At 63.9% G+C, this 24,300-nt stretch carries 2 protein-coding genes; both read right to left on the bottom strand.

Annotated features, from left to right (window positions below):
- Positions 1-2 precede the first annotated feature (2 nt).
- Positions 3-9,587 carry an SDR family NAD(P)-dependent oxidoreductase gene (locus tag CXQ81_RS12815; RefSeq protein ID WP_101337369.1) on the bottom strand — a complete coding sequence of 3,195 codons (9,585 nt, stop codon included), beginning with the start codon at positions 9,585-9,587 and terminating at the stop codon, positions 3-5.
- On the bottom strand, positions 9,580-24,258 hold the full coding sequence (locus CXQ81_RS12810) for a non-ribosomal peptide synthetase (protein ID WP_178081056.1): 14,679 nt from the start codon (positions 24,256-24,258) through the stop codon (positions 9,580-9,582). Before CXQ81_RS12810 ends, CXQ81_RS12815 begins: the two co-directional genes overlap by 8 nt.
- Between the last annotated feature and the right edge of the window lie 42 nt (positions 24,259-24,300).

Below are 24,300 nucleotides of genomic sequence, written 5' to 3'. Positions count from 1 at the left end.
CTTCAAAGGTTGGCCAGCGTCCACCGGGGACTCAGAATCACCAGTGCGTCGTCTTCCAGAGATGGCGTGGCATCGGCGGGCAATCCACGGGTTACCAGGCCGCGCAGCGACAGGCACAGGCCCCCGGCCTGGTCGTACACATCGATATCGGTTTTCGGCCCCAGGGCGTTGAACGCCGGTTGTCGCCGCAGATGCGCCCACAACGTGCCGCGACAGGCCGCGAACAACTCGATGCTGTCCGCCGCGAAAGGCAAGGCTATCGACGGCTGTGGCCCGGCGGCCGCCGCCGGCTCGAACAGGGCCAGTGCCTGCAGAACCCCATCGAGCACACCGGGATCGATCACATAACGCGCATCGCTATAGGCCTGCGGATCTGCGCTCAGGCCCACCAGCAAGCTGTCCGGCTTGCTCCCCAGCCAAGTCAGGGTACGCAACGACGCGCCGTACTCCAGGCCATGCTCGGCCAGTCTTTGGTAGAAATCGGCGGCGCCGAGCGCCAGCGGCGGATAGGCATCGCGCAGGCTGTCGAGATCAACCACGCTCCGGGCCTGGGCTTCAGGGAAGTCGATGCTGCCTTGACAATGGAAGGTCCCCTCGGCCGCAGAGATCGACTGCCCGAGACAGAATTGCAGGTCCGTGGCGGTGCGCTTGAGCACCAACTCCAGGCTCAGCGGCTGCTCGCCGCTGACCGGTGTCACCCACGCGAGGTCCCGTAGGCGCATGGGCATCACGCTATCGACCGCCTGCCCCAGCGCCGAGGTGGCCGCGCAACGAATCATTTCCACCTGCGCGGCAGCCGGTAGCAGACGTTGCCGGGCAACACGGTGATCCCTGAACAGGGGCTCGGAGCCATTGAAATGACTCACATAACGAACGCCCTCCAGGCCAGAACGGTTTTCCTGCAACAGCGGATGCAGCTGCGCGGGCGCCGCCAGTGACGGCAACAGCGCGACCGCCTGCGCCCCCAGGTCGAGCCAGAAGAACTCCTTGGCGAACGGATAGGTCGGCAAGCTCACGCGCCGACCCGGCCGCTCGGCATAAAAGCGCTGCCAGTCCACCTGCAAGCCCTTGACCCATAGGGCCAACAACTTGCCGAACTTGCCCTTTTCAAACCAGTGATCGATGGTCTGGCGCAGGTCCTCATCGCCCTGCAACAGGCCCATGGCCTCGCGGTGATCCTGCACGGAGCCCTGGAACAGCTCGCCCCGCTCGACATCGCGCCCTTCGACAAACGCCTTCAGGGTTTCGCAGACCGCTTCCCGCGTCGAAGCGCCGAACGCCAGGCGATGCTCCATGGGTTCGCGCCCCACCTGAAGGGTGTAGGCCAAATCCCGCAGATCGACCTGAGCACCGCTTCCCTGCAAATGCGCCAGCAAACGTTCGGCGCGCTGACGCAACTGGGGAGCCGACTGCGCCGACAACAGGATCAATACCACGCCGGATGCAATGGGAGTCCGCGGTCGCAGGTCCTGGTACTCCTGAATGATCAGATGGGCGTTGGCCCCGCCGGCCCCGAATGATGAAATGCCCGCACTGCGCGCTACGGAGTGCATCTGGCCGTCCACCTCCACCGACAGGCGTTGCCACTCCTGCGCGCTGAGTTGCAGCTTGAACGGTGTGCGCGCGAAATCGATACGCGGGTTGCTGCGCTCGCTATGCAGCGTCGGCAACAGTGTGGAGTGCTTGAGCTGCAGCAGCACCTTGGTCACGCTGGCGATGCCGGCGGCGCTTTCGCAGTGGCCGATATTGCTCTTGACCGAACCCAGGGCGCAGAACTGACGCTCGTTGCCAGCGTCGGCAAATGCATCGCTGAGGCCTTTGATCTCGATCGGGTCACCTAGCGGCGTACCGGTCCCGTGCGCCTCGACATAGCTGATCTGGCGCGCGGGAACTCCGGAGCGCCGCAAGGCCTCGCTCACCACCGCGGTCTGCGCCGCCGGGTTCGGCACCGTGAAACCGCTGGTGCGACCTCCGGCATTCATCGCACTGCCCTTGATCACCCCGTAAATGTGATCGCCAGCGGCCACCGCGGCCGACAGCGGCTTGAGCAGAATCGCGCCCACCCCTTCACCGTCGACGAAACCATCGGCGTCGGCACCGAAGGCCCGGCACTGATCGCTCTCCGACAACATCCCCATCAGGGACAGCCCCATGTAGTGGGTCGGACTCATGATCAGATTGACCCCACCGGCAATCGCGCTGTCGCACGACCCCGACAGCAGACTGTCGATTGCCAGGTGAATGGCGCTCAGGGACGAGGAGCACGCCGTGTCGACCGCCAGGCTCGGCCCCTTGAAGTCGAACAGGTAGGAAACCCGATTGGCGATCGACCAGTAGCTGGCGCCGTTGACGTAGTCGGCGTTCATTGCCCCGACAAACACCCCGACCCGGTTTCCGTTCGATAACGTACCGGGGGTGTAACCGGCCTCCTCGATGCAGGCATACGCCTGTTCGAGGAACAAACGGGACTGTGGGTCCATACGCTCGGCTTCGGTCGGCGATATCTGGAAAAACAACGGGTCGAACGCGTCGATATCGCGGATGAATCCGCCCCATTTGCTGTAGTGCTTGCCCCACTTGCCACGCTGCTCATCGAAATGCTGGCGCCAGTCCCAGCGTTTTGGCGGAATTTCGCTGATGCAGTTGCGCCCCTGGGACAGGTTCTGCCAGAACTCTTCCAGGTCGTCTGCCTGGGCATACCGCCCGCTCATCCCGATAACCGCGATGTCACAGGCGCTGCTCCGGGGATCCGTAACAGCGCTCGGCGCCTGCGGCCAAGCGGCCAGCGGAATCGGCGCCGGTGCTGCGAACGCTGGCGCCGGCGCGACGTCCGACGGCGTCGGCTGCACCCCCAGCAATGTCTCCAACTCGAGCCGATGTTTGTTGATGAAATGCATCACCAGGGCGCGGATGTTCTGTACCTCGAAAAACAGTGTATTGCTCACATCGGCGAAGGACTGATTGAGGATCGCGACCAGCCGTACCGAATAGATCGAGTCGATGCCATAGCTGTCCAGCGGTTCGTCGACGTCCAGGCGCTCCACGGGAATCCGCAGCTCCTGCGCGATCAGGCGCTTGAAGTGGACCAGAGCGGCGTCGAGCAGTTGCCCTTCGTGTACCTGGGCGGTCTGAGCCGTCACCGGCGGCTGGCTCGCCTGCGGCGCGTGTTGTGCGTTGGCTGGCGAACGCAACGGCTGACGAATGACCCCATCGCTGACGGCTTCCAGCACCTCGCCGCTGACCGTATCCGACAGCTGCCCCATCACCTTGAAGCCTTCCCGATGCAAGGCCAGGCGCAGCTCGTCGGTGCGTCCATGGCTGGCGACCAACAAGCTTCCCTGGCGTTTGAGCAACACCTTGATGTGGCGCAACGTCAGCCGGAAATCTCCAGCCGCTTGCGCCAGGGCAATGACGAGATCGTATTCCCCCGGTTTCAGGCCTTGCCCGGCGATGTCACATTGCGGGTCGAAAGCCACCGCTTGCAGTCCGCCAACCTGCCCTTCCAGCCCGGCGATCATCAACCGCTCGGCATCGCCATCGTGGCTGCACACATACCGCTGCATGGCTTGCAGATGCTCCAGCACATCGCCGCGCGCCGCGAAACAGCCCCCTATGTCCAGTATCGATACGGCGGCACCCGGGGTGGCGGCCCACTGGCGCCAGCGCTCGACAACGCTGCCATCGGGGCGGGCAGCCTGGTCCGAGTCATGGCCAGGCAGCCCGGACTGTGCCGCCAGCACCGTCAACTGTTCGTCGGAAGGAATCAGCGCGGGCGGGTTGCGGACCTTGTCCGTGACCTTGAGCAACGCCAGCTGATCGAGGTCGTCGCCAAACAGGTAGTTCAACGCTTCCATGCCATCCACCGGCTCGATGGAGGCAATGCCGTTACGCGCCATGAGTTCACGGTAGTGTGCGGAGGCCGCGATACCGGTATTGCCCCAGAAGCCCCAGTTGATGACTTTGACCCGGCTCGGCAACTCCCGCGCCAGCTGCTCCGCCAGGGCATTCTGGAACAGGCACCCGGCGCTGTAGTTGGCCTGGCCCGGCGGCGGGGTGAACACCACGGTCGAGGAGAAAAACAGCAGGAACTGCGGGGGCGCCTCTCGCAGTGCGATCCCCAGGTTGAGGCTGCTCTGGAGCTTGGCGAAGTACACCCGACGCAGTGTCGCCTCATCCATATTCGCCAGCGTGCTGTCTTCGAGCAGCAACGCCGAATGGATGACGCCATGGATGCTGCCGAAACGCTGGCGAACCTGCTGCAGGCACGCCTGCAGAGCCTCCAGATCGCAAGCGTCGGCCTGGTAATAGACCGGCGCACGCCCTGCCTGGGCACAGCTGTCTATCTGTCGTTGAATATCGGCATCGAGCGCCCGCCGCCCCAGCCATATCACCTGCGCATTGCAGTGGCCAATCGCGTATTCGCTCCACGCGGTGCCCAGCCCGCCTGCCCCGCCGATCACCACATAGACACCGTCCTGGCACAGGTAGTCGCCGCGTGGCGGCTGCTGGAACTCGGTCTTGAGCCATTGGCGGACGTACCAGTGGCCGTTGCGCCGCACTCGTTGCAGGCCCAGAGGGTCACAAGGCTGGCGGAGGATATCCCTGAGGGCTCCCACGCTGTCGCGCTCGATGTCGACGCTGCGGACCCGCCAGCGCGGCGACTCCTTGGCCATGGTACCGACCAGGCCATGCACGCCTGCCTGGGTAAAATTGCTCGCCCGCCCGTCGAAGCTGCTGGTCTCGTACTGCACCACGGTCAACTCGAACACCGTGCTGGCAACCGGCATCTGCTGCAAGGCCTTGAACAAGTTGAACAGGAACATCACCCCGCCCTGCTGCGCCTGCAGGATCGCGGCCTGGTCGAAAGGCGAATGCCTGCCGCTGGGGGCCAGCCATATCAGATGCTCGATATCCCGACCTTCGAGCAAGGCCAAGAGCTCGGCACTGCCGCTGTCGGGGCTGACTTGCAGGCAGACCGCATCAGGCTGGCCTTCGACGATTCGCGCAAGGTCTTCCTGCCGGCTCCCCAGGATCAACAGGCGCCGCAGATCATGGGACAACGGACTGTACTCAGGCTGCGCCAGGGTCCACTGCGGCAACAGATAGACCTTCTGCTCGGCCTCGGTCGTGGCGCGGCTGGCCAGGGTGTGCGGGGTTGAGCCGGGGGTGGTCATCGTGGGCCCGGTCGTATCGCCCGACTTGAGCCGTAACGAGCTGAACCCCTTGATGGCGACACAGACATTGCCCGCGCGATTGCACAGATCGATGTCGAACCGGGTGATCGCTTCGCTCTGCGCCGGCTGACGCCGGACGTACGCCCACAGGGTGTTCTCACAAGGGCCGTACAGTTCCAGGCTGTCGATGGCGAACGGCAGGGCCACCGAGAAACCGGCGGGCGCGCCGGGCAGCATCAACCCCGCGCTCGCCTGCAACGCACCGTCCAGCAACGAGGGCGGCACATCGAACGGTTTGGCCTGGCTCGCCTCTCGGGCCTGCGGCATATGCAGTTTGGCAATCACATAGTCATCGCTACCCCACAGCGTCTCGATGCTCTGGAAAGACTCGCCATACTCATAACCGGCCTCCCGGTAGCCTTGATACAGCTCGGCGCCGCTCAGATGGCGACTGCAGCCGGCGATCAATTGCTCGACGTCATGCCGAAGCGAACGCGATGGGCAATCGGCGACAGTGGCCTGGCAATACACACGCTCAGGGTCTTGAGCGTCGACACACCGCAGGTGCCAGTCAGCGGTATCGGGCTCACCCTGTACCTCGATGTCCAGCCGCAGTTCAGCCGTGCGCTGCCAGATCGGCTGCAGCCAGGCCAGTTGGCTCAGGCGTAGCGCAGAACCACCGCGCCCCTGGCGATGACTGAGTTTCGCCGCCGCCGTGAACATCTCGATGGATGCCGCGGCAGGCAAGAGTTTCTCCCCGTTGATGCGGTGTTCGTCGAGAAAAAACTCACGGCCATCGAAGCGGCTGCTGAAGCGTTGCAGGCCGACGCAGGAAGTGTTGCTCTGTACCAGCGGATGCAGTGGCCGTGTTGTCGGCCATTGGCCGGCGCGACCGGCATCGGCCAGCATGGCCGCCTCGACCTCGTCCTCGACCCAATAGCGCTCACGGGCGAACGGATAGGTCGGCAGACTGACTTTTTGCGGGTACGGCTGTGCATACGCCGTACGCCAGTCCACCTCCTGACCCGCGACCCAGGCCGCGACGGCGGCTGGCAGATCGGTCGCGGCGACACTCGGCCCACTGGCCGACGCGGCGCTGACCGTTGCACTTAACAGGCCCGCCGCAACCTTGTCGCCTTGCAACCAGGCCTCCAGTCGAGTCCGCAGCTCCTGGTGAGAGCTCACGCATAGCGCCAGGCGTTCGCTCATCGCTTCGCGTCCGACCTGCAGGGTAAAGGCAATGCCAGACAGGTCCGCTGACGACAATGCCGGGCTGGCCAGCGCCGCCGCCAGCCGCTGCACGGAAAGATGCAGGGCGGTTGCGGTTTTTGCCGAAAGCACAATGGCCACGGGCATTGACCTCGCCGTATGCGGCGGCACGCTCGAAGGCAGGTACTCCTCGATCAACAGGTGGGCGTTAGCCCCTCCCGCCCCGAAAGACGAGATCCCCGCCAAGCGGGGCCAGGTCTTTTCAACGGCGTGCTCACTCAGCGTCGGACGCTGCCACGGCGTCAGGCTGCGCTGCACATAGAATGGGCTGCCGGCGAAATCGATGTTGGGGTTGAGGGTCGCCGAGTGCAGCGAAGGGGCCAGTTGTCCGTGCCTGATCTGCAGCAGCACCTTGCTGATCCCGGCAATCCCGGCAGCACTCTCGCAGTGACCGATATTGGACTTCACCGAACCGATGGCACAGAAGCCCCGGTCCTGGGTTTGCCGGGCAAATGCCCGGGACAGCCCGGCGATTTCAATCGGATCGCCAAGTGGCGTGCCTGTGCCATGGGCCTCGATGTAACTCACCGCACGCGCCGGAACCCGGGCCTGGGCCAACGCCGCCGAGATCAGTTCGGCCTGGGCCAGTGGATTGGGGACCGTGTAGCCATTAGTCTTGCCACCGTGGTTGAGCACCGAAGCCTTGATGACGCCGTAGATCTGGTCACCATCGGCAATGGCCTGACGTTTGCGCTTGAGCAATACCGCACCCACCCCCTCGCCCGGCACATACCCCTCGCCACCTTCACCGAAGCTCTCGCAGCGGCCCTTGGCCGACGCGAAGCCACCCTGGCCCAGCATCAGATATTTGTTGGGATGAATGGACACATTAACGCCACCTGCCAACGCCATTTCGCACTCGCCGTCGCGAATGCTGCGACAGGCCAGGTGCAAGGTGGTGATGGAGGACGAGCACATGGTATCGAGCGCGATGCTCGGGCCTTGCAGGTTGAAAATGTAGGACACCCGATTGGCGATCGAGGCCGGATGCCCCGGAACGGCAAAGGGGTAACCGCGCTCAGTCGATTGAGCGCCGAACAGCTGGTACTCCTCGTACATGACCCCGACGAACACCCCGACACTGCGTCCCTTGCCGCCGCCCGGCGCCGCCGGAAGGCTGCTGCGGGTGTAACCGGCATCCTCCAGCGTCTCATAGGCGCACTCCAGGAACAGGCGCTCCTGTGGCTCCATGCCAATGGCTTCACGCGGCGAGATGCCGAAGAACAAGGGATCGAACTTGTCGACATCATCGATGAAGCCACCGTGCTTGCAGTACGTCTTGCCGATGGTGTTCTTGGCCGGGTCATAGAAGCGCTGGTGGTCCCAACGCTCGGCTGGAATTTCACGGATCATGTCCTGGGCGTTCGCCAGGCAGCTCCAGAACTCCTCCATGTTGCGTGCCCCAGGATAGCGCCCCGCCAGACCGATGATCGCGATCTCCTGATCATCGTCTTCATTGGCGGAGCGCATCGGTGCCGGCGCTTCGGACGCGACCACCGAGGCAGGAGTGACGCCGACTGCCGCGGGGGGTGGGGTCTGGGTTTCCGGCTCCAGTATTCCTTGCAGTACCGCTGCATGCTCGGCCATGAAGTAGTCCGTCACTTCCCCCAGCGACTGGTACTCGAAGAACAATGTCTTGGACAAACGCCCAAAGGTCTTTTCCAGCTCATCGGTCAGGCGAATGATGATGATCGAGTCGATACCGTACTGCTCCAGTTGCACCTGCTCCTGGATGTCGTCTTCGTTCAGACGCAGGATCCGCGCGAACTGCTGGCGAAAGTAGGCGAGCGCCGCGTAGCGCAGATCCCCGGCCGGCGCGGGTGCGGGTGCGGCAGGGGCTTGCGCCGGCCCTGTGGAAGCAGTGCTGCTGGGGGCCAGCACGCGCGAGGCCAATCCGTGCAACAGCGCCACGGGCTCGCCCTCGGCGTCGAACAGATCGATATCGATCAACTGCAATGCTGCCGAACTCCCGGCTCCCGGCTGTGGCCGCAGCCAGGCCCAGCATGGCGGCGCCGATGCGCGCAGCAGTTCGAAGTGCGCAAGAGCGAAGGGAACGCTCGCCTGGCCCGCGCCCGACACCTGCATATTCAGCCCCAGGGCCGCTTGCAGGGCCGAGTCGAATACTCCCGGATGGACCAGAAAGTCCTCCTGCGCAGGCTCGGTGAGCTCAGGCGCGCGGAGCTTGACCAGGACACCGAAGTCACCGACCCACAGACGCTCCATACACTGGTGGCCAGGACCGTACTCCAGCCCCATGGCGGTCAGTTGCGGATAACACTCGGCTCCTGTGAACTGGCTCTTGGCCTGTTGCTCAAGCGCCGGGATGTCCAGGCGGCTGGCCGTTCGCAAGGGAGCGCAGACCTCAGCCTTGCAGTGCACCACCCATTGACCGTCAGCCGCTCGCGAGCGGACCTCGAGCTGTTGCCCACGCTCGCCCCCCGCCCGCAGAAGCACCTGCAGATCGATCCCGGCGGCATCCCCCCACATCGGTTGCAACCAGAGCAGGTCGCGCAACTGAAAGGGCGCGGCCGGTTGCCCCGCGGCGCGCAGCGCACGGCTCAACAGTTCGATGTACATCATGCCTGGCAAAATCGCCCGGCCATTGAGTCGATGGTCAAGCAGGAAAAACTCGTTGCCGCTCAAATGCGCGTGATGCGTGACTCCACCTTGAGGCTCGGCCTGGGCGAGCTGTTCCGGCTGCGCCCAATGCCGTTCACGTTCGAAGGGGTAACCCGGCAGGCTGGTCCGGCGTACCGCTTGCCCGGCCCAGAGCCCGGCCCAGGGTAGCGTGACTCCGTCGACCCAGGCCCTGGCCAGGGACTCATGGCTGGCCTCGCGGGATTGCTCGACGCTCCATTGCTCGACCCGGGCGCGCTCGGCAACCCCGCTCCAGAACGGTGGTTCAAGCGCTTCGGGCGACTGCACATAGTCCTGGAGCCGGGCAATCAACTGCGTCATGGACACCGCCAGCAACACCAGACGGTGCGGCAAGGCTTCGCGGCCGACCTGGAGCGTATAGGCAATATCGGGCAGCGCCAGATCCGGCCGGCCGAGCACATGCTCGAGCAACTGTTGCGCCAGTACTGGCAGAGTCTGCGCTTGCAACGCCGAAAGCACGATCAGTTGGTCATCACGATCATTCATCAGCAGATTCCTTTGAGAATTCTTCGAAAAGCAGGTGAGCGTTGGTTCCACCGATACCGAACGAACTGAGCCCGGCCATGCGTGGACGCGTGGAGTCGATCAGCCAGGGACCGCTGTCCTCGAGCAGATAGAACGGGCTGTCCTGCAAGTCGATGTAGGGATTGGTGCGCGCACAATGCAGGTTCTTCACCAGCGTTTTGTGCTTGAGGCACAGCAACAACTTGATTGCACCGGCGATCCCGGCGGCGGCCTCGAGGTGGCCGATATTGCTTTTCAAGGCCCCCAGGGCGCAGCGCGCCCCGGATGCGGGCTGATACCCGCCGCGCTGCCAGGCTTCCTTCAGCGCGTTGATTTCAATCGGGTCGCCAATCGGAGTCCCCGTGCCGTGGGTCTCGATGTAACTCACCTGATCCGGGCTGATCCCCACACGCTGGTACAACTGGTGCACCAGATCGGCTTGTGCCTGGGGATTGGGGGCGGTCATCGAATTGGCACGACCACCGTGATTGACCGCACTACCGCGAATGACGCCATGGATCTGATCGTTATCGGCCAAGGCCTGCTTGAGCGTCTTGAGGACCAGCACTCCGGCCCCCTCGCCTCGCACATAACCATCGGCATCGGCGGCAAAGGTCTTGCAGCGCCCCTCGGGGCTGAGCATCTTGGCCTTGCCCATGGCCAGCGTGATGCGCGGCTCGAGCAAAATATTGACCCCACCCACCAGGGCCCAGCGGCAATCGCCATTGCGAATGGCCTTGACCCCCTCGTGAATCGCCACCAACGAACTGGAGCAGGCGGTGTCGATCGCCACGCTCGGCCCCGTCAGGTCGAGCAGGTAGGACACTCGGTTGGCCAGCATGCTGTGGCCATTACCGAAATTCGCCAGCGGATCGACCTCGCCGTTGATCATCAGCTTGCCGGCGTAATCCATTGAACTGACCCCGACAAACACGCCCACCTCACGCTCGGGCAATGTACGCGGCGCATAACCGGCATCTTCCAGGGCATGCCAGGCCGACTCGAGGAACAAACGGTGCTGCGGGTCCATGAATTCGGCCTCCAGCGGCGACAGGCCGAAGAAACCGGGGGAAAACTTGTCGACATCGTTGATAAACCCGCCCCAGCGCAAGGCGGCGCCCCCCGGCTGGTCGGCATAGTCCTGCCAACGCCAGCGGGCAGCGGGGGTTTCGCTGACCAGGTCGTTCCCCTCATACAACTGCTGCCAGAAACGGCCCAGGTCATCGGCGCCGGGGAACACCCCGGCCATCCCCACCACCGCGATAGGTTCATCGAGGGCCGCCGAGGTCGGTACAGGCTCACGAGCCTCATCACCGGAGGGCAACGCCAGGCTGGCCAGCCACTTGCGCGGCGTGCCATGGCGATAGAAGTCCGCTGGTGAGCTGTTGACGCCAAACGCAGTGTTCAAGGCGTCGGCCAGGAGTACGAAACGGAATGAATCAAAGCCCAGTTGGTAGAAGTCCTGGTCAAGGCTGAGCTCGCTGGCCGCCACCTGCAGGACTTGCGCAATGGCCTGCAGCAGGCGCGTCGCGTTATCGCTGCCGATTGCCGAGTCCGGGCCGCCAGGCTCGTGTTGCGCGTCGTAGGGCAGCAAGCGAGCCCCCGCCGCCGAGAGGCTCAACCGGTCGACTTTGCCACTGGCCAGTCTCGGCAGTTGCGCCAGCTGATAGAAGCGATTGGGGATCATGTGCCGCGGCAAGATCCGGCCAAGGTGCTCACGCAGGGTGCGACCATCGAGCGCTTCGCTCAGCGTCAGAAACGCTTCCAGTCCCGAGTCTTCACCGACCTGCTTGACCAAGGCTTCCAGGACACCGGCATGCTCTCGCAGCGCGGCTTCAATCTCGCCGAGCTCGATTCGCTGTCCCTTGACCTTGACCTGCTGGTCATGGCGCCCCGAAAGCACCATCTCACCATTCGCCAGCCGATACCCCAGGTCGCCACTGCGAAAGTACCGCCGGGGCCCCGTGGCATCGAGATCCAGCAGCGCAAAACGCTGTTCGTGTTCGTCATCCTGGCCGATGTAACCCAGGGCCAGGGCATCTCCGGCGACCAGCAATTGCCCTGTGACGCCGATGGCGCAGTGACGATCCTGCTCGTCGACGATGACCACGCTCACGTTGTCCAGCTCACGGCCGATGTTGATCTGCTCTTCAGCCCCCGGTGTGACGCGCTTGAAGGTCGCGTCCGCGCTCATTTCGCTGGAGCCGTAGATATTGATCAGTTCGGACTGCGGGCAAAGAGCGAAGAAGGTTTTTGCCAGATCCGCCGACAAGGGTTCGCCGCTACTGAAGCAATAACGCAAGCTGCCGAGCGCCGTAGCGGCCGAAGGCTCCTGCAGCATCGCCCGCAGCAACGACGGGATCACCACCATCCGAGTGATCCGATGCCCCTCGAGAGCCTGGAGAAAAGCCGCCGCGCCACGTTCGCGCAACCAGTGGTCGGGAAGAACCACACTCGGTACGCCCTGCAGCAACGGAGCAAAAAGCTCTGCCACATGGTCGACAAAATTCAGTGAGGTCTTCTGGCAGCAGCACTCCTGTTCTCCATAGGGGAAGGTGTTCCAGCCCCATTGCAGACGGTTGAGCGTGCCACGCTGGCTGCCCTTGACGCCTTTGGGACGGCCACTGGAGCCGGAGGTATAGATCACGTAGCAGAAATCCTGAAACCGGCTGCTCACGCCATCGCTGACATCTTGAGCGTCGATCTGCGCCTGTCGGGCATCAAGGTCCAACTCTGGCACGGCCCATTCCAGGGTTCCCTGCAAACGCTGTCGGGCGGCCCCGTGACTGACCACCAGCAGGCAGCCACTGTCGGCGACCATGTAGGCCAAACGGCTGGTTGGCAGTGCCGGGTCCAGCGCCAGATAGGCCAGGCCGAGTTTCCAGACGGCCAGCGCAGCGGCGACAAACGCCGGCCCCGGCTCCAGCAACAGGCCGATCACGGCCTCCTGTTCGCCATAGGCTGGCAGCGCTTGCCGGATCTCGCGGGCCAGTTGATTGGCGCGCTGATTGAGTCGCTGGTAGTCAAGCTGCTGGTCGTCGCAGATCAATGCCACCTGATGAGGCGTCAGCGCCGCTTGCCGTTCGAACAGCGCCGCCAGGCTGGGTTGTGCCGCTGGCGCCACGGCTTGGGGAATACCCTGCGCCGCGGCCAACGCTGGCAGCGTGGCCAACAGCTCCAGGTACTGCCGTTGCAGTTCCTGCATCATCGCCGGCGGATAAATCGCCGCGTCGAAATGACAGAACAGCGTACTCCCCTCCTCGCCTTCGAAAACCTCGAACGCCAGCGGGAAATCGACTTGCTGCTGGATCTGCAGCATGGGCTGCAGGTGTCGTCCACTCGATGCCAGTCGACGCTGGGTCGAGCGCACCCAGTTCTGGTACATGAACACCGCGTCGTAAAGCGGCTGTCCCGGACGCGCCAGTTCCTGGTGCAGGCGCGGGTACGGATAATGGCCATGCTCCAGTGCCTCGAGCAGCTCCTGCTGCAAGGTCGGCAACCAGTCCCCCAGCGCGGACTCCTCGGGAACATCCAGGGGCATCACCAACAAATTGACGAAGTAGCCCACGAGGTCTTCGAACTGCGTATGCGGACGGCCGAAAAAAGGAGTCGCTACACGCAGTTGCCTGGTCGCCCCCAGACGTCGCAACAACAGGCCAAAGGCCGCCAGCATCAAGCTGTAGCTACTCACGTTGTGCTGTTCGGCCATCCGTGCCAACCCTTCAAGGGTACGGGCCGGCAACGCCACCTTGAGCATTTCGGGCTGCCTGTCGCGCCCTTCGCCTGGCTGCTGGCCACGCAGCGCCAGCGGCATATGCGGGGTACTCAGCCGCGAATGCCAGAAGCGACCGGCGCGCACGCCCTCCTCACTGAGCAGCCAGCGCTGCTGCCACTCGACAAAGGCGGAATAATTGCTGCGCGGTGCCGGTACGTCGGCCTCTGGACCTTGTTCGTAAAGCGCCAGGAAGGTGCCCAGGAAGATCGGCAACGAGCTGCCGTCGAACACCGAGTGATGGAACGTCAACATCAGGACCGTGCTGTCCTGGTCGGGTGCCTGGACAAACAGATCGACACGCAATAACGCATCGCTCTCCAGCTTGAACGGCTTTCTGGCAATCGCCCGCATGGACGCTTCCAGTGCCTGATCGTCGGCGCCCTGGTACTCATGAACCGTGCATTGCGGACGTGGGTGGGCGTTGTTACGAACCCACAGGCTCTCGCCTCGCAACTCGAAATTTGCGCCCAGCAAGCTGTGGCGGGCGACGGTTTCTTCGGCGGCAGCGAACAGCCGTCGGGCGTCCACCCGGCCATCAAGCCGGAACGCATAGGGGATGTTGTATCCGGCCTGTTGTGCGAAATACCGTTGCTCGGTCCACAGACCTTGCTGGCCGACACTCGGCGGATGCTCGGCCAGCGCCGACTCGCGAGGTTGAACAGCGACCGTCGCCGGGACCTGGGGCAAGCTGCGGGCCAGCTCGGCGAAATTTCGACAGTTCAACAACTGCGGCAGCCCGGGCCGGATCCCGTAGTGCTCGAAAATCCGGTTCTGCAACATCACCGCGGTCAGCGAGTCGACACCGTACTGCGCAACAGGCCGCTGAAAATCCAGCTCATCGGGTTCCAGTTGCAACAAGCTGGCAAGCATCAGCCGCAACTGAGCTTCGGCGTCCTGCGGCGCGGCGCCGTCATGCCTTACCCGCTCGGCCTCTCTCGGCGCGGCGGCACGGCCTGGGGCCGACAGGTTCGGCATGCTGAAGCCGTCCGTGTGGGCGGGCAGTTTGCAGATGCGTTCATCAAAGACGTAGGCCGGTAGTCGCAGCCCAGGCTGCTCGCTCAGGGCCGGATCAATGTCCATGGCCACGCCGCAGCACCACAGGCTCGCCAGCCGAGGGTAATCGCGCTGCTCACGCACCCCCTGCAACAATGCCGCGCCCGAGGGGCTTTCAAGCAACTCGTGCAGGGCCGGCGAACGGTTGCTCTCATCACCATAATGACAACCCGGCAGAGGCCCCGCTTGTCCCGGCTCGCTGGCAACAAAAGCACGCAAGTGGGTGACGGCTTCCTGAAGATCGCTCACGACCATCGCCAATCGCACCGGCAACGCGGTCTTGCGCCAGAGGGCGGCGGCCAGTTGCGCCAGGTCCAGGGCTGCGTTGTTTTCCAGAAAGTCCAGCAGCGCTGCCGCACTGCGACGCAACGCCGGGTCCTGCTTGGCACTGAGGACCAGCAACTGCCGCTCGCCTGCCTGGCTTGGCCACGCGCTGGGTTCATGGACATATTCTTCAAGCACGGCAAATGCATTGACCCCACCAAAACCGAAGCTGTTGACCCCGGCACGGCGTGGGTGGCCGCTCGCCGGCGCCGGCCAGTCGCGCGGCTGCGCGGCAATGCTCAAGCGACTATGGGCCAGCGACAGGTGCTCGCTGGCCTGCGAGAAACCGGGAACCCCCGGGCGCAGGCGGTTGCGCAAGGCCAATGCGGTTTTTATCAGCGCACCGATCCCCGAAGCGATTTCGGCGTGGCCAATCACCGGCTTGAGACTGCTCAAGACGCAATCTTCCGGCGCCGCCCCATCGTCGAGGGTCGACTTCAGCGCTTGAATCTCAATGCTGTCGCCGATTTCCGAGGCAATGCCGTGGGTCTCGACATAGGACAGGGAGCCGGGCTCCACGCCAGCACGGTCCAGCGCCTGGACGATTGCCTCCTTCATGCCCTGGGCATTCGGGGACGTCAGCGAAACCCCTTTGCCGCCGTGGGCCACCCCACTGCCCTTGAGCACCGCGTAGATATCGTCCCGGTCGGCGATCGCCTGTTCCAGGGATTTAAGTACCAGTACCCCCACGCCTTCGGAACGGACAAAACCGTCCGCGCCGGCCTGGAATGAACGGGACTGGCCATCGCTGCTGAGAAAGCCCACGGCCCCCAGGTTGATCGCGCCCAGGGGCGACAACACCAGTTGTACCCCGCCGACCAGGGCCTGCTCGCACTCACCGTTGGCCATCGCCACCAGTGCCCGGTGCAGAGCCACCAGCGAGGACGAACAGCCGGTGTCGTAGTGCTCGCTCGGCCCGCGCAGGTTGAACAGGTGGGAAATCCGGTTGGCGACCATCGCCGATGAAATCGACGACGCCACCAGTGGATTGCCCACCGGCAATTGCACGGTGTACGCATACTCGGATGCCCCGACCGCCATGAACACACCGGTTTTCTTCGCGGCAAACCGCTTGAGCGCGACACCGGCATCCTCGATCGCCAGCCAGGCGTGCTTGAGCAGCAGGCGCTGCTGCGGGTCCATCAATGCCGCTTCATAGGGCGACAATTCAAAGAACAGCGGATCGAAGTGGTAGACATTGTCGATAAAGCCGCCCCAGCGTGACTCGGTGCGGGGGTTCGCGCCGTCGCTTTTACCAAAGAACTGCCGCCAGTCCCAACGCTCCTCCGGGATCTCCTGGGTGCAGTCGATTCCCTCCTCGATGTTGTTCCAGAACGCCGACAGCGAATTTGCCCCGGGAAATTGCGCGCTCATGCCGACGATGGCGACATCATGAGGGCGAGGCTTGTGGCTCGGCGTCAGCACTTGGGCCGGCTGCTGGAGAACCGGCGGCGCGACAGCGGCGCAAACCGGCTCGACGGCAGGCGCAGGCGTGACCCTCGACTCGGGCAACAAGCCGGCTACGTGGCTGGCCAGCAGGTTCAGGGTGTTGAACTCGAACAGAACCCCCGCCACCAGCTCCACGTTCAGTTGGGCATTGATCTGCTGTACCAGCTTGACCCCGATGATGGAGTCCAGACCGTAATCGCCCAGAGACTCGTCGCCATCGATATCACTGGTGGGAACCCCCAGGGCCTGGCTGAAGACCTGCGCCAGGGTGCTGCGCACCTGAGCGAACGCCGACGATACGGCCACCTGCGCCGGAGCGGCCTGGCAGGCAACGGTACGTGCCAGCGCCGCACCTGGGCTGGCTGCCGGGGCATGGGGCTGTGCCGGGGCCGTAGCTTCGGGCGCCTGCACCGATGTCCAGCGGCGCGGGGACTGCGGACCGAGACCGAACCCGCTGCTGCGGCCGACGACTACCTGCAGGTCGCTGCGCTTGAGGGCTGCACAGGGAAAGCTGACGCGATCGAAGGCTTGATCCAGCAAGACGCTGCGCCAGCTCGCGGCCGACAATGCCGGGCCATAAGGCATCCGCAACTCAGGATCGGTGAAGCGCCACCAGCCCTCAAGCAAGCCGAACGTCAGGTGGGAGAACAGTGAGTTTTCAGTCAGCTCCAACAGCAGGAACTGACCATGAGTCTTCATCAACGACTGGATATGGCGCACCGAGGTGCGAATGTCCTGAGTCGCGTGAATCACGTTGGCGGCGATCACCACATCGTAGTGTTCAGGCGTCATCCCCTGGGCTTGCGGCTCTTTCTCGGCGTTGAAAATCCGCGTGGCCAGGTACGGATGCTCGGAGCGGTAGCGACGCTCGGCTCGCTGCAGGAACAACTGCGACAGATCGGTGAAGCAGTATTCGCTGATATTTTCGGCAAACGGCTTGAGAGCGGCCAACACATGCTCGGTACAACTGCCGGTGCCGGCGCCCACTTCCAGCAGGCGAATCCTGGCGTCCGGTTGTCGAGCCACAATCGCCTCGATCTGGGCCGCGACCAGCTTGCCGACCACCGAACCGTAGTAGTGGACGACGGGGTTTTCCTTGTAGATGGACTCCACCAGTGCCATCGAACTGTTGGAAAAAAACACGTCGGTGGCTTTCTTGCGCGAGCCCAGCACATCGGGAGTGGCTTGCAGCGCCACGTCGATAAAACGGCTGACCGATGCCAGGAACGGATCTTTTTCCAGCTCGGCCTTGACTGTCTGCCAACGCTCCCAGCTGCTGTCGACCCGATCTTCCAGGGCGCTGGACAGTATGATTTGATCGCCTGAAAGGGTGATTTCCTCGCGGTCTTCGAGAATGCGCAGGCTGGCGTTGAGCCAACGCAGCAGGTAGTGACCGTCGCTGAGCGCCGATTGCAGGTGCTTCAATGAATAGCGGCCGCGACGGTTGCCCGAAGTCAGACCCGCTTCGCCAAGGAACAGGTCGATCTGTCGCCACATCAACGCCCGTAGCAGCGGTGCGATTTCATCCAGCTGGCCATAGGTGATTTCAATCAAGCGTTGCGCCTGGTCCAGCTCGAGCGTCGTCGCAGGCACCACGTCGGCAGCACAGGCCTGCTGCTTGGCGTACACGCCGAAACCGCTGAAGTTCAGCTGTTGCAGCTTGGTTTCACTGGTCAGCCGCAAACTGGCCATGTGCGTGAACGGCTGCGCCAGGAAAGTTTCGAGCTGGGCCATGCCTTGCTCGACAGGCAACACCCCGAACCCCAACCGTGCCAGGTGCTGCCGGACACCCTGGGAGTCCTCGCGCAGTTGCGCGGTCTCCCAATGCGGCCAGTAGACGACTTTCGCGCAACGATCCCTGCGCTGATTGAGCTGGTCGGCCAACGCGCCGATGAAGCTGCCTCCGGCGGCGTATGCACAACTGTTGGGGGCCAGGTAGAAGGCGTTGATCGATGAGAAAAACAACAGGAAATCGAGAGGCTCCTCGCTGAACAGCTGTGCCAGGTTCAGCGCGATGGCAACCTTGGTATTGACCTGACGTTCGAAGTCTTGCGCCGTCTGCTGCTGCAAGACCTGATTCTCACGCACCATCGCCGAGTGCACGACACCGTGAATCCGGGGAAAGCGCTGGCGAATGGCGTCACAGGCCCGCTGCAATTGCTCCAGGTCCGTCGCATCGGCCTGAACATACAGCGGCGCGGGGCCCAGGGCCGCCAGCCGCTCGATGCTGGCCTGCACTTGTGCGTCTGCCGCGCTGCGACCGATCCACACCAGTTGCGCCTGATAGTTGCGCAGCAGGTAAGCGCTCCAGTCCTGCCCGATAGCGCCGGCGCCGCCCACGATCACATACACCCCACCCTGGCGGTACGTCGACCCGGCAAGCCGATCGGGGCCGCCCAGGCTGTCGTCCAGCAGGTGCAACGAAGGCCGGAACCAGTCACCCGCGCGGTACGCCCAGGGCCTGCCGCTACGCTCGAAGGGCAATGCGGCGAAGGCTGTCGTCCACACCACGCCAAGGTCCTCGACATCGACAATCCGCGCCTGCCAGTGCGGGTGTTCCTTGACCACCGTCCCGACCAGTCCATGGGCCCCGCTGTGGGTGGCCACCAGAGGGTCCTGGTCGAAAATCGCCACGCTGCGCCGGGTCACCACCGTAAACTTGAGCGCCTTGCCGTGGTAGCTTCCCCCCAGTGCCTGCAGCAAGGTGGCGCCCCATAACACCCCTCGGTGCTGCTCGGCCTGCATGCCCGCCAATGTACCGATACGGTCCTCGGGCAGTAGCCAGATCAGGTGTTCAAGGTGCGCGTGCTGTTCGAACAGTGTCGCCAGGGCGGCCTGGTCGCTGAAGACCCGAGGGTCGATGTGCAGCATCTCGCCTGGTGCGCCGGGCAAGTCGAGCGCGTCGCAAACGATCGCCGTCCTGCCGCCCTGCTGCGACTCGCCAGCGGGTGAAGGCTCGCGGACCCAGCAGACGGCGCCCTGCAGGGCATGGCTGGCCGTTCCGGCCGGCGGCGCGGGAACGGGCTCGACAGTGTTCTGCAAAGTGGTCGGCATACTGTGCCTTTCGCGGTCAGTGATGAAGGGATAAGTCGGGAGGTGAATGCGCCGTGGCGGTCTGTCGCCGGTTGGCGCTTGGTAGCCCTCGAGGTGGCCACCCTGGACCCAGTGCAGGGCAAGTCTGTGTACGTCGCTCGCGGCGGAGGCGAGCCCTTCGCGGGCGGCCAGCTGGCGACTCGCCCGCCCTCGATGCAACGCATCGTCGGCACGCCCCTCGATACAGTTCGCCAGGGTGCGGCAGAGCTCGTTACGGTCGCTCACAACCATGGCAATACGCTGCGGCCAGGCTTTGCGGCCGACTTGCAGGGTGTAGGCGAGATCGCCGAGATCGAGTGAGGGAGCGCTGTTTTGCACAAAGGCCAGCAACTGCTGCGCGGCCACCCGGCACTTGTCCTCGGTCTTGGCCGACAGCAACACCAGATAAGGGCCCGAGCCCACGGACGCCGGACGCGCGGGCAAGTCGTCGGCGCTGCGGAACAACGCATGGGCGTTGGTACCGCCCACCCCGAAGGAGCTGACGGCCGCGTGCCGTGGTCGCCCCGGCTGCGCCGGCCACGGCCGCAAGCGGTCCACCAGAAAGAACGGCGAGTGCTCAAGGTCGATCTGCCGGTTTGGCGAGTCGATATGCAGTGTCGGTGGGATCTTCTGGTGGGCCAGGCTGAGGATGGCCTTGATCGAGCCGGCGAGCCCCGCAGCCGTGTCCGTGTGCCCGATGTTGCTTTTCACCGAGCCCAGGCCACAAAACCGTAGCGCTCCGGCGCTGCTGGTGTAGGCGTCGCTGAGCGCGGCGAATTCCACGGGGTCGCCCAGCGCGGTGCCCGTGCCGTGGGTCTCGATGTAACCGACCTCTTGCGGCTCGACCCCCGCCTTGTCCAGCACGCGGCCGATGACCGCCGCCTGTCCCGCGACGCTGGGGGCAAAAAAACCGGCCTTGAGGGCCCCGTCGTTATTGACCTGTACTTCCTTGAGCAAGGCGTAGGTCGGGTCGCCATCGGCCAGCGCCAGGCTGGCGCGCTTGAGCAAGAGCATGGCGACACCCTCACCGCTCACCATGCCGTCGGCTTCGGCATCGAATGCGCGGCACTGGCCGCTGCTGGAAAAGTTCAGCCCGGGCTGATGGAGATAACCGGCCATCGACACCGGAAATACCGTTGCCGCGCCCACCAGGGCGTAATCCGCGGCGCCGCTGCGGATACTGTCCAGCCCCGCCTGCAATGCCACCAGCGACGACGAACAGTTGGTCTGCAGGAATACGCTGGGCCCCGACAGGCCGAGCTTGTAGGAGATCATGGTCGGAATGCTTCCGCCCTGCCCCATCAGCCAGCGGACATACTCATCGGCGTCTTCGATAAAGTACGCCGCGTCCGCCGCTCCCTGCTGGCCGCTCATGCTCTGCCCGGCCGAGATATATACCGCCGTGCTCGGGGTCTGTTCAGGGATATAACCGGCATCTTCGAACGCCCGCCAGGCATGCATCAGCAGGTGCTTGAACGCCGGACTCATGAAGCCCGCGTCCCTGGGCGAGAGTCCGAAGAAGGTCGCGTCGAACGCATGCTTATCGTCCAGGATCGCCTTGACCGGAACGAATTGCGGGTTCCGGATCATGGACTCCGGGACGTTCAGCTCACGCAATTGGGCATCGCTCCAACGGGTGACGCAGGCGCGGCCCTGGCAGAGATTGTCCCAGAACGCCTCCAGGTCCACGCTTTGTGCAAACTGGCAGGACATGCCGATGACCGCCGCGGCCCCCTCCAGCGCGTCCGGCAAGCGTTCGGGCGCCTGGGTCAGGCTTGCGTCCGCCATGCTCGGCGCGCCATCGTCGCTCAGGACCGGTGCCAGTTGATTCAGCGCCGCCCCCAGAAGGCTCACCGTTGGGTATTGAAACAGCAGCGTCACCGCCACCTTGTGCTGCAACCGCTCACTCAGCAGCTGTGCGACCTGCACCGCGCTGACCGAATCACCGCCGAAATCGAAAAAGCCGGTCTCGTCATCCTCCACGGGATAACCCAGTACCTGCTGCCAGGCCTGCCGGACCTGCTCTGCCCTCTGCGGCTGGCTGACTGGCGGTGCTGTCGCGACAACCTTGTCCGGCGCCTTTGGCAACATCCGCGCCATCAGCGCCTTGCGGTCGACCTTGCCGTTGGCAGTCATGGGCAGCGCCTGCTCGCAGACAAAGCGCTGCGGCATCATGTACCCGGGAAGGTGTTTGCCCAGCTCGGCCTTGACCGTTGCGATCAGTTGCTGCTGGTCGATAGCAGCACTGTCGGCCTGCAGGTAGGCCACCAGCATCGAGGCGTGCTCACTCGCCTGATGCAGTACGACGACCGCCGACCGCACCGGGCACTGCGCGACGATGCAGGTCTCGATTTCCTCGACATCGATCCGATGCCCCCGCACTTTGACTTGCAGGTCCTGGCGTCCCAGACAGCGGATCTCGCCGTCCTCCAGGCGCAACGCACTGTCGCCGGTAAGGAACATTCGCTGCCCCGGGCGAAACGGGTCGGCGACGAACTTGTCCGCCGTTTGTTCAGCCAGTCGATGGTAACCCGTTGCCAGCCCGGCCCCGGCAATCGCCAGTTCACCCGGCACGCCTATCGGCTGCAGGCGTCGATACTGATTGAAAACATGCAGCTGGGTGTTTGCGATCGGGCCGCCGATGGTCACGCCCTTGGCGTGATCGAGACGCTTGGCGCTGGACCAGATCGTGGTTTCAGTCGGCCCATAGAGATTCCAGACCTGCGCCGACGACGCCTGAAAGCGTTGGAACAACGCCACCGGCATCGCTTCTCCGCCGCACAGCACTTTCAACCGCGAGGAAGGCTGCCAGCCGACCTGGAACAGCAATTGCCAGGTCGTCGGTGTCGCCTGCATCAGGCTTGGATCGCTGTGCTCGATCAACGCCTTGAGGCGCTCGGCATCACTGGCCACGGCGGCATCGCAGAGGACACATTCGGCACCGCGAACAAGCCCGAGAAACAGCTCCAGCCCCGCGATATCGAAACTGAAGGTGGTCACGGCCAGTAAACGGTCGCGCTCATCGACCTGCAGCATCTCAGCCATGCCGTGGAGGAAGTTGTTCAGCGCGCTGTGGGGCACCATCACGCCCTTGGGCTTGCCGGTGGAGCCCGAGGTGTAGATCAGGTACGCCAGATCGCTGTCACTGCGGACCTTGAGTTGCGGTACCTGGCTGTCGGCATACTCTGCGATGCGGGCGCGCTGCTCGTCCAGGCACAGGACGTCACAAGGCACGGGCCAGTCGCGGGTGATCGTCGACTGGCTCAACAACAGACTGGAACCGCTGTCTTCCAGCATGTAGCGCTGGCGTTCGCCGGGATAAGTCGGGTCCAGGGGGACATAGGCCGCGCCGCTGTGCAGGACACCCAGGATGGCCAACGGCAGATCCAGCGAGCGCTCGACACAAATCGCAACCTTCGCCCCCGGCCCGATCCCCCGTGCGTTCAAGAAGTTGCCCAGCGCCTTCGCGCCTTGCATCAGCGCGCGGTAACCGAGCTTGTGTTCCTGATACCGAAAGGCTGTTTTTTCCGGGTCACGCTCGGCCTGTTGCTGCACCCATTCCAGCAGGCTCGCGACCGCCGGCACCTTCAGGTCAGTGTCGTTACAGCGTTGCAGCAGTGCCCGCTCCTGCGCCGCCACAATGTCGTGGTCCGCCAGCGAACGCTGCGGGTCGGCCAGGACCCCTTCCACCAACTGCAGGTAGTGCACGAGCATCCGTTCGATGCGTGCCGGTTCAAACAGAGCGGTGGCGTATTTGAAGTTGATCAGCGCACCCTCGGCGCTTTCGATGATCTCGAGCTCCAGCTCGTATTCGCCTTCCTGGCGCAACTGCTCGACCATCGTGATGCCCAGCGGCGTGGTGTATTGATGCTCGAGGTGCTGCAGCCAATGACTGCTGGCGAAGTTCTGATGGGCGAACGCGATGTTGAACAGCGGGCGCTGTCGATGGTTGCGGGGCACCTTGAGTGCCTTGAGCAGCGTCGGGAAAGGATAATCGCTATGGTCGACGGCATCGATCATCGTCTCTTGCAGGCGTCGCAAATAGTCACACGCGCTACCGCTTTCGATATCGCGGCTGCGAATCGGCACCATGTTCATGAAGTAGCCGATGCTTTGCCCAAAACACTCTTTGGGGCGCCCCAGCGTCGGCATGCCGACAACGATGTCCTGTTGCTGGGTGTACCGGCTGAGCAACCCATTGAAGACCCCCAGGAAAAATACCGCCCTGGTCAATCCATGTTCGGAGCAAAAGCACTCCAGACGTGCATTCAGTGCCTCAGGCACCGGCTGGCGAAGACTGCTGCCTTCGAACGACACCGTGCTGCTGCGGGCGAAGTCCGTCGTCAGCTCCAGGGGCGGCGGTACTTGTTCCAGCGCGCCTTGCCAATAGTCGAGCAACGGCTGTGCGGCAGGCCCCGCGAGCATTTCGTTTTGCCAGGCGACAAACTCAGCGAAGTGCGCGGACGGTTGCTCGACGCGCGGCGGCAGGCCGCTGACAAGACTCTGGTAGGCATCGAACAAGTGATTCAGAAACAGCAAGGCAGAAGTGCCGTCGAAGACAATGTGATGAACCCGGAACAACCCCCACCATTGCTCGTCCGCCTGGAAGACATGACCATCGATCAACGCAGTCCCTTCCAGCGGCAGGGGCTGTTTGCTCAACCCGTGCAACCTGTCCAGCACCTGTGGCGTGGGCATCCCGCGAACGTCCTCCAGCACCAGGCCGAACCGTGAAACCGCCTGCGGTCGCAGGCTCGGCTGGCCCTGCACCTCATGCAGAACGCTGGTCAGCAACGGATAGCTGGTCAGGACACGCCGGTAAGCCTGTTGCAGCGCCTCGAGGTCCAGTGCTCGGTCGCAACGGAAACACAAGGGAATCTGATAGGCCGTGATGTCCGGCAACGTCTTGTGCAACGCCCACAACCCTTTTTGCCCGGCGGACAGGGGCATGGGTTCGGCGGCAAATAGCAGACTCTTCAATTGTGCGGTCGAAATTTCTCCCGCTTTGTACGCGGCCAGAAG

This window comes from Pseudomonas sp. 09C 129 (assembly GCF_002843625.1).
In the GTDB taxonomy this organism is placed as follows: Bacteria; Pseudomonadota; Gammaproteobacteria; order Pseudomonadales; family Pseudomonadaceae; genus Aquipseudomonas; species Aquipseudomonas chlororaphis.
This window is presented reverse-complemented; position numbering and strand designations above follow the sequence as displayed.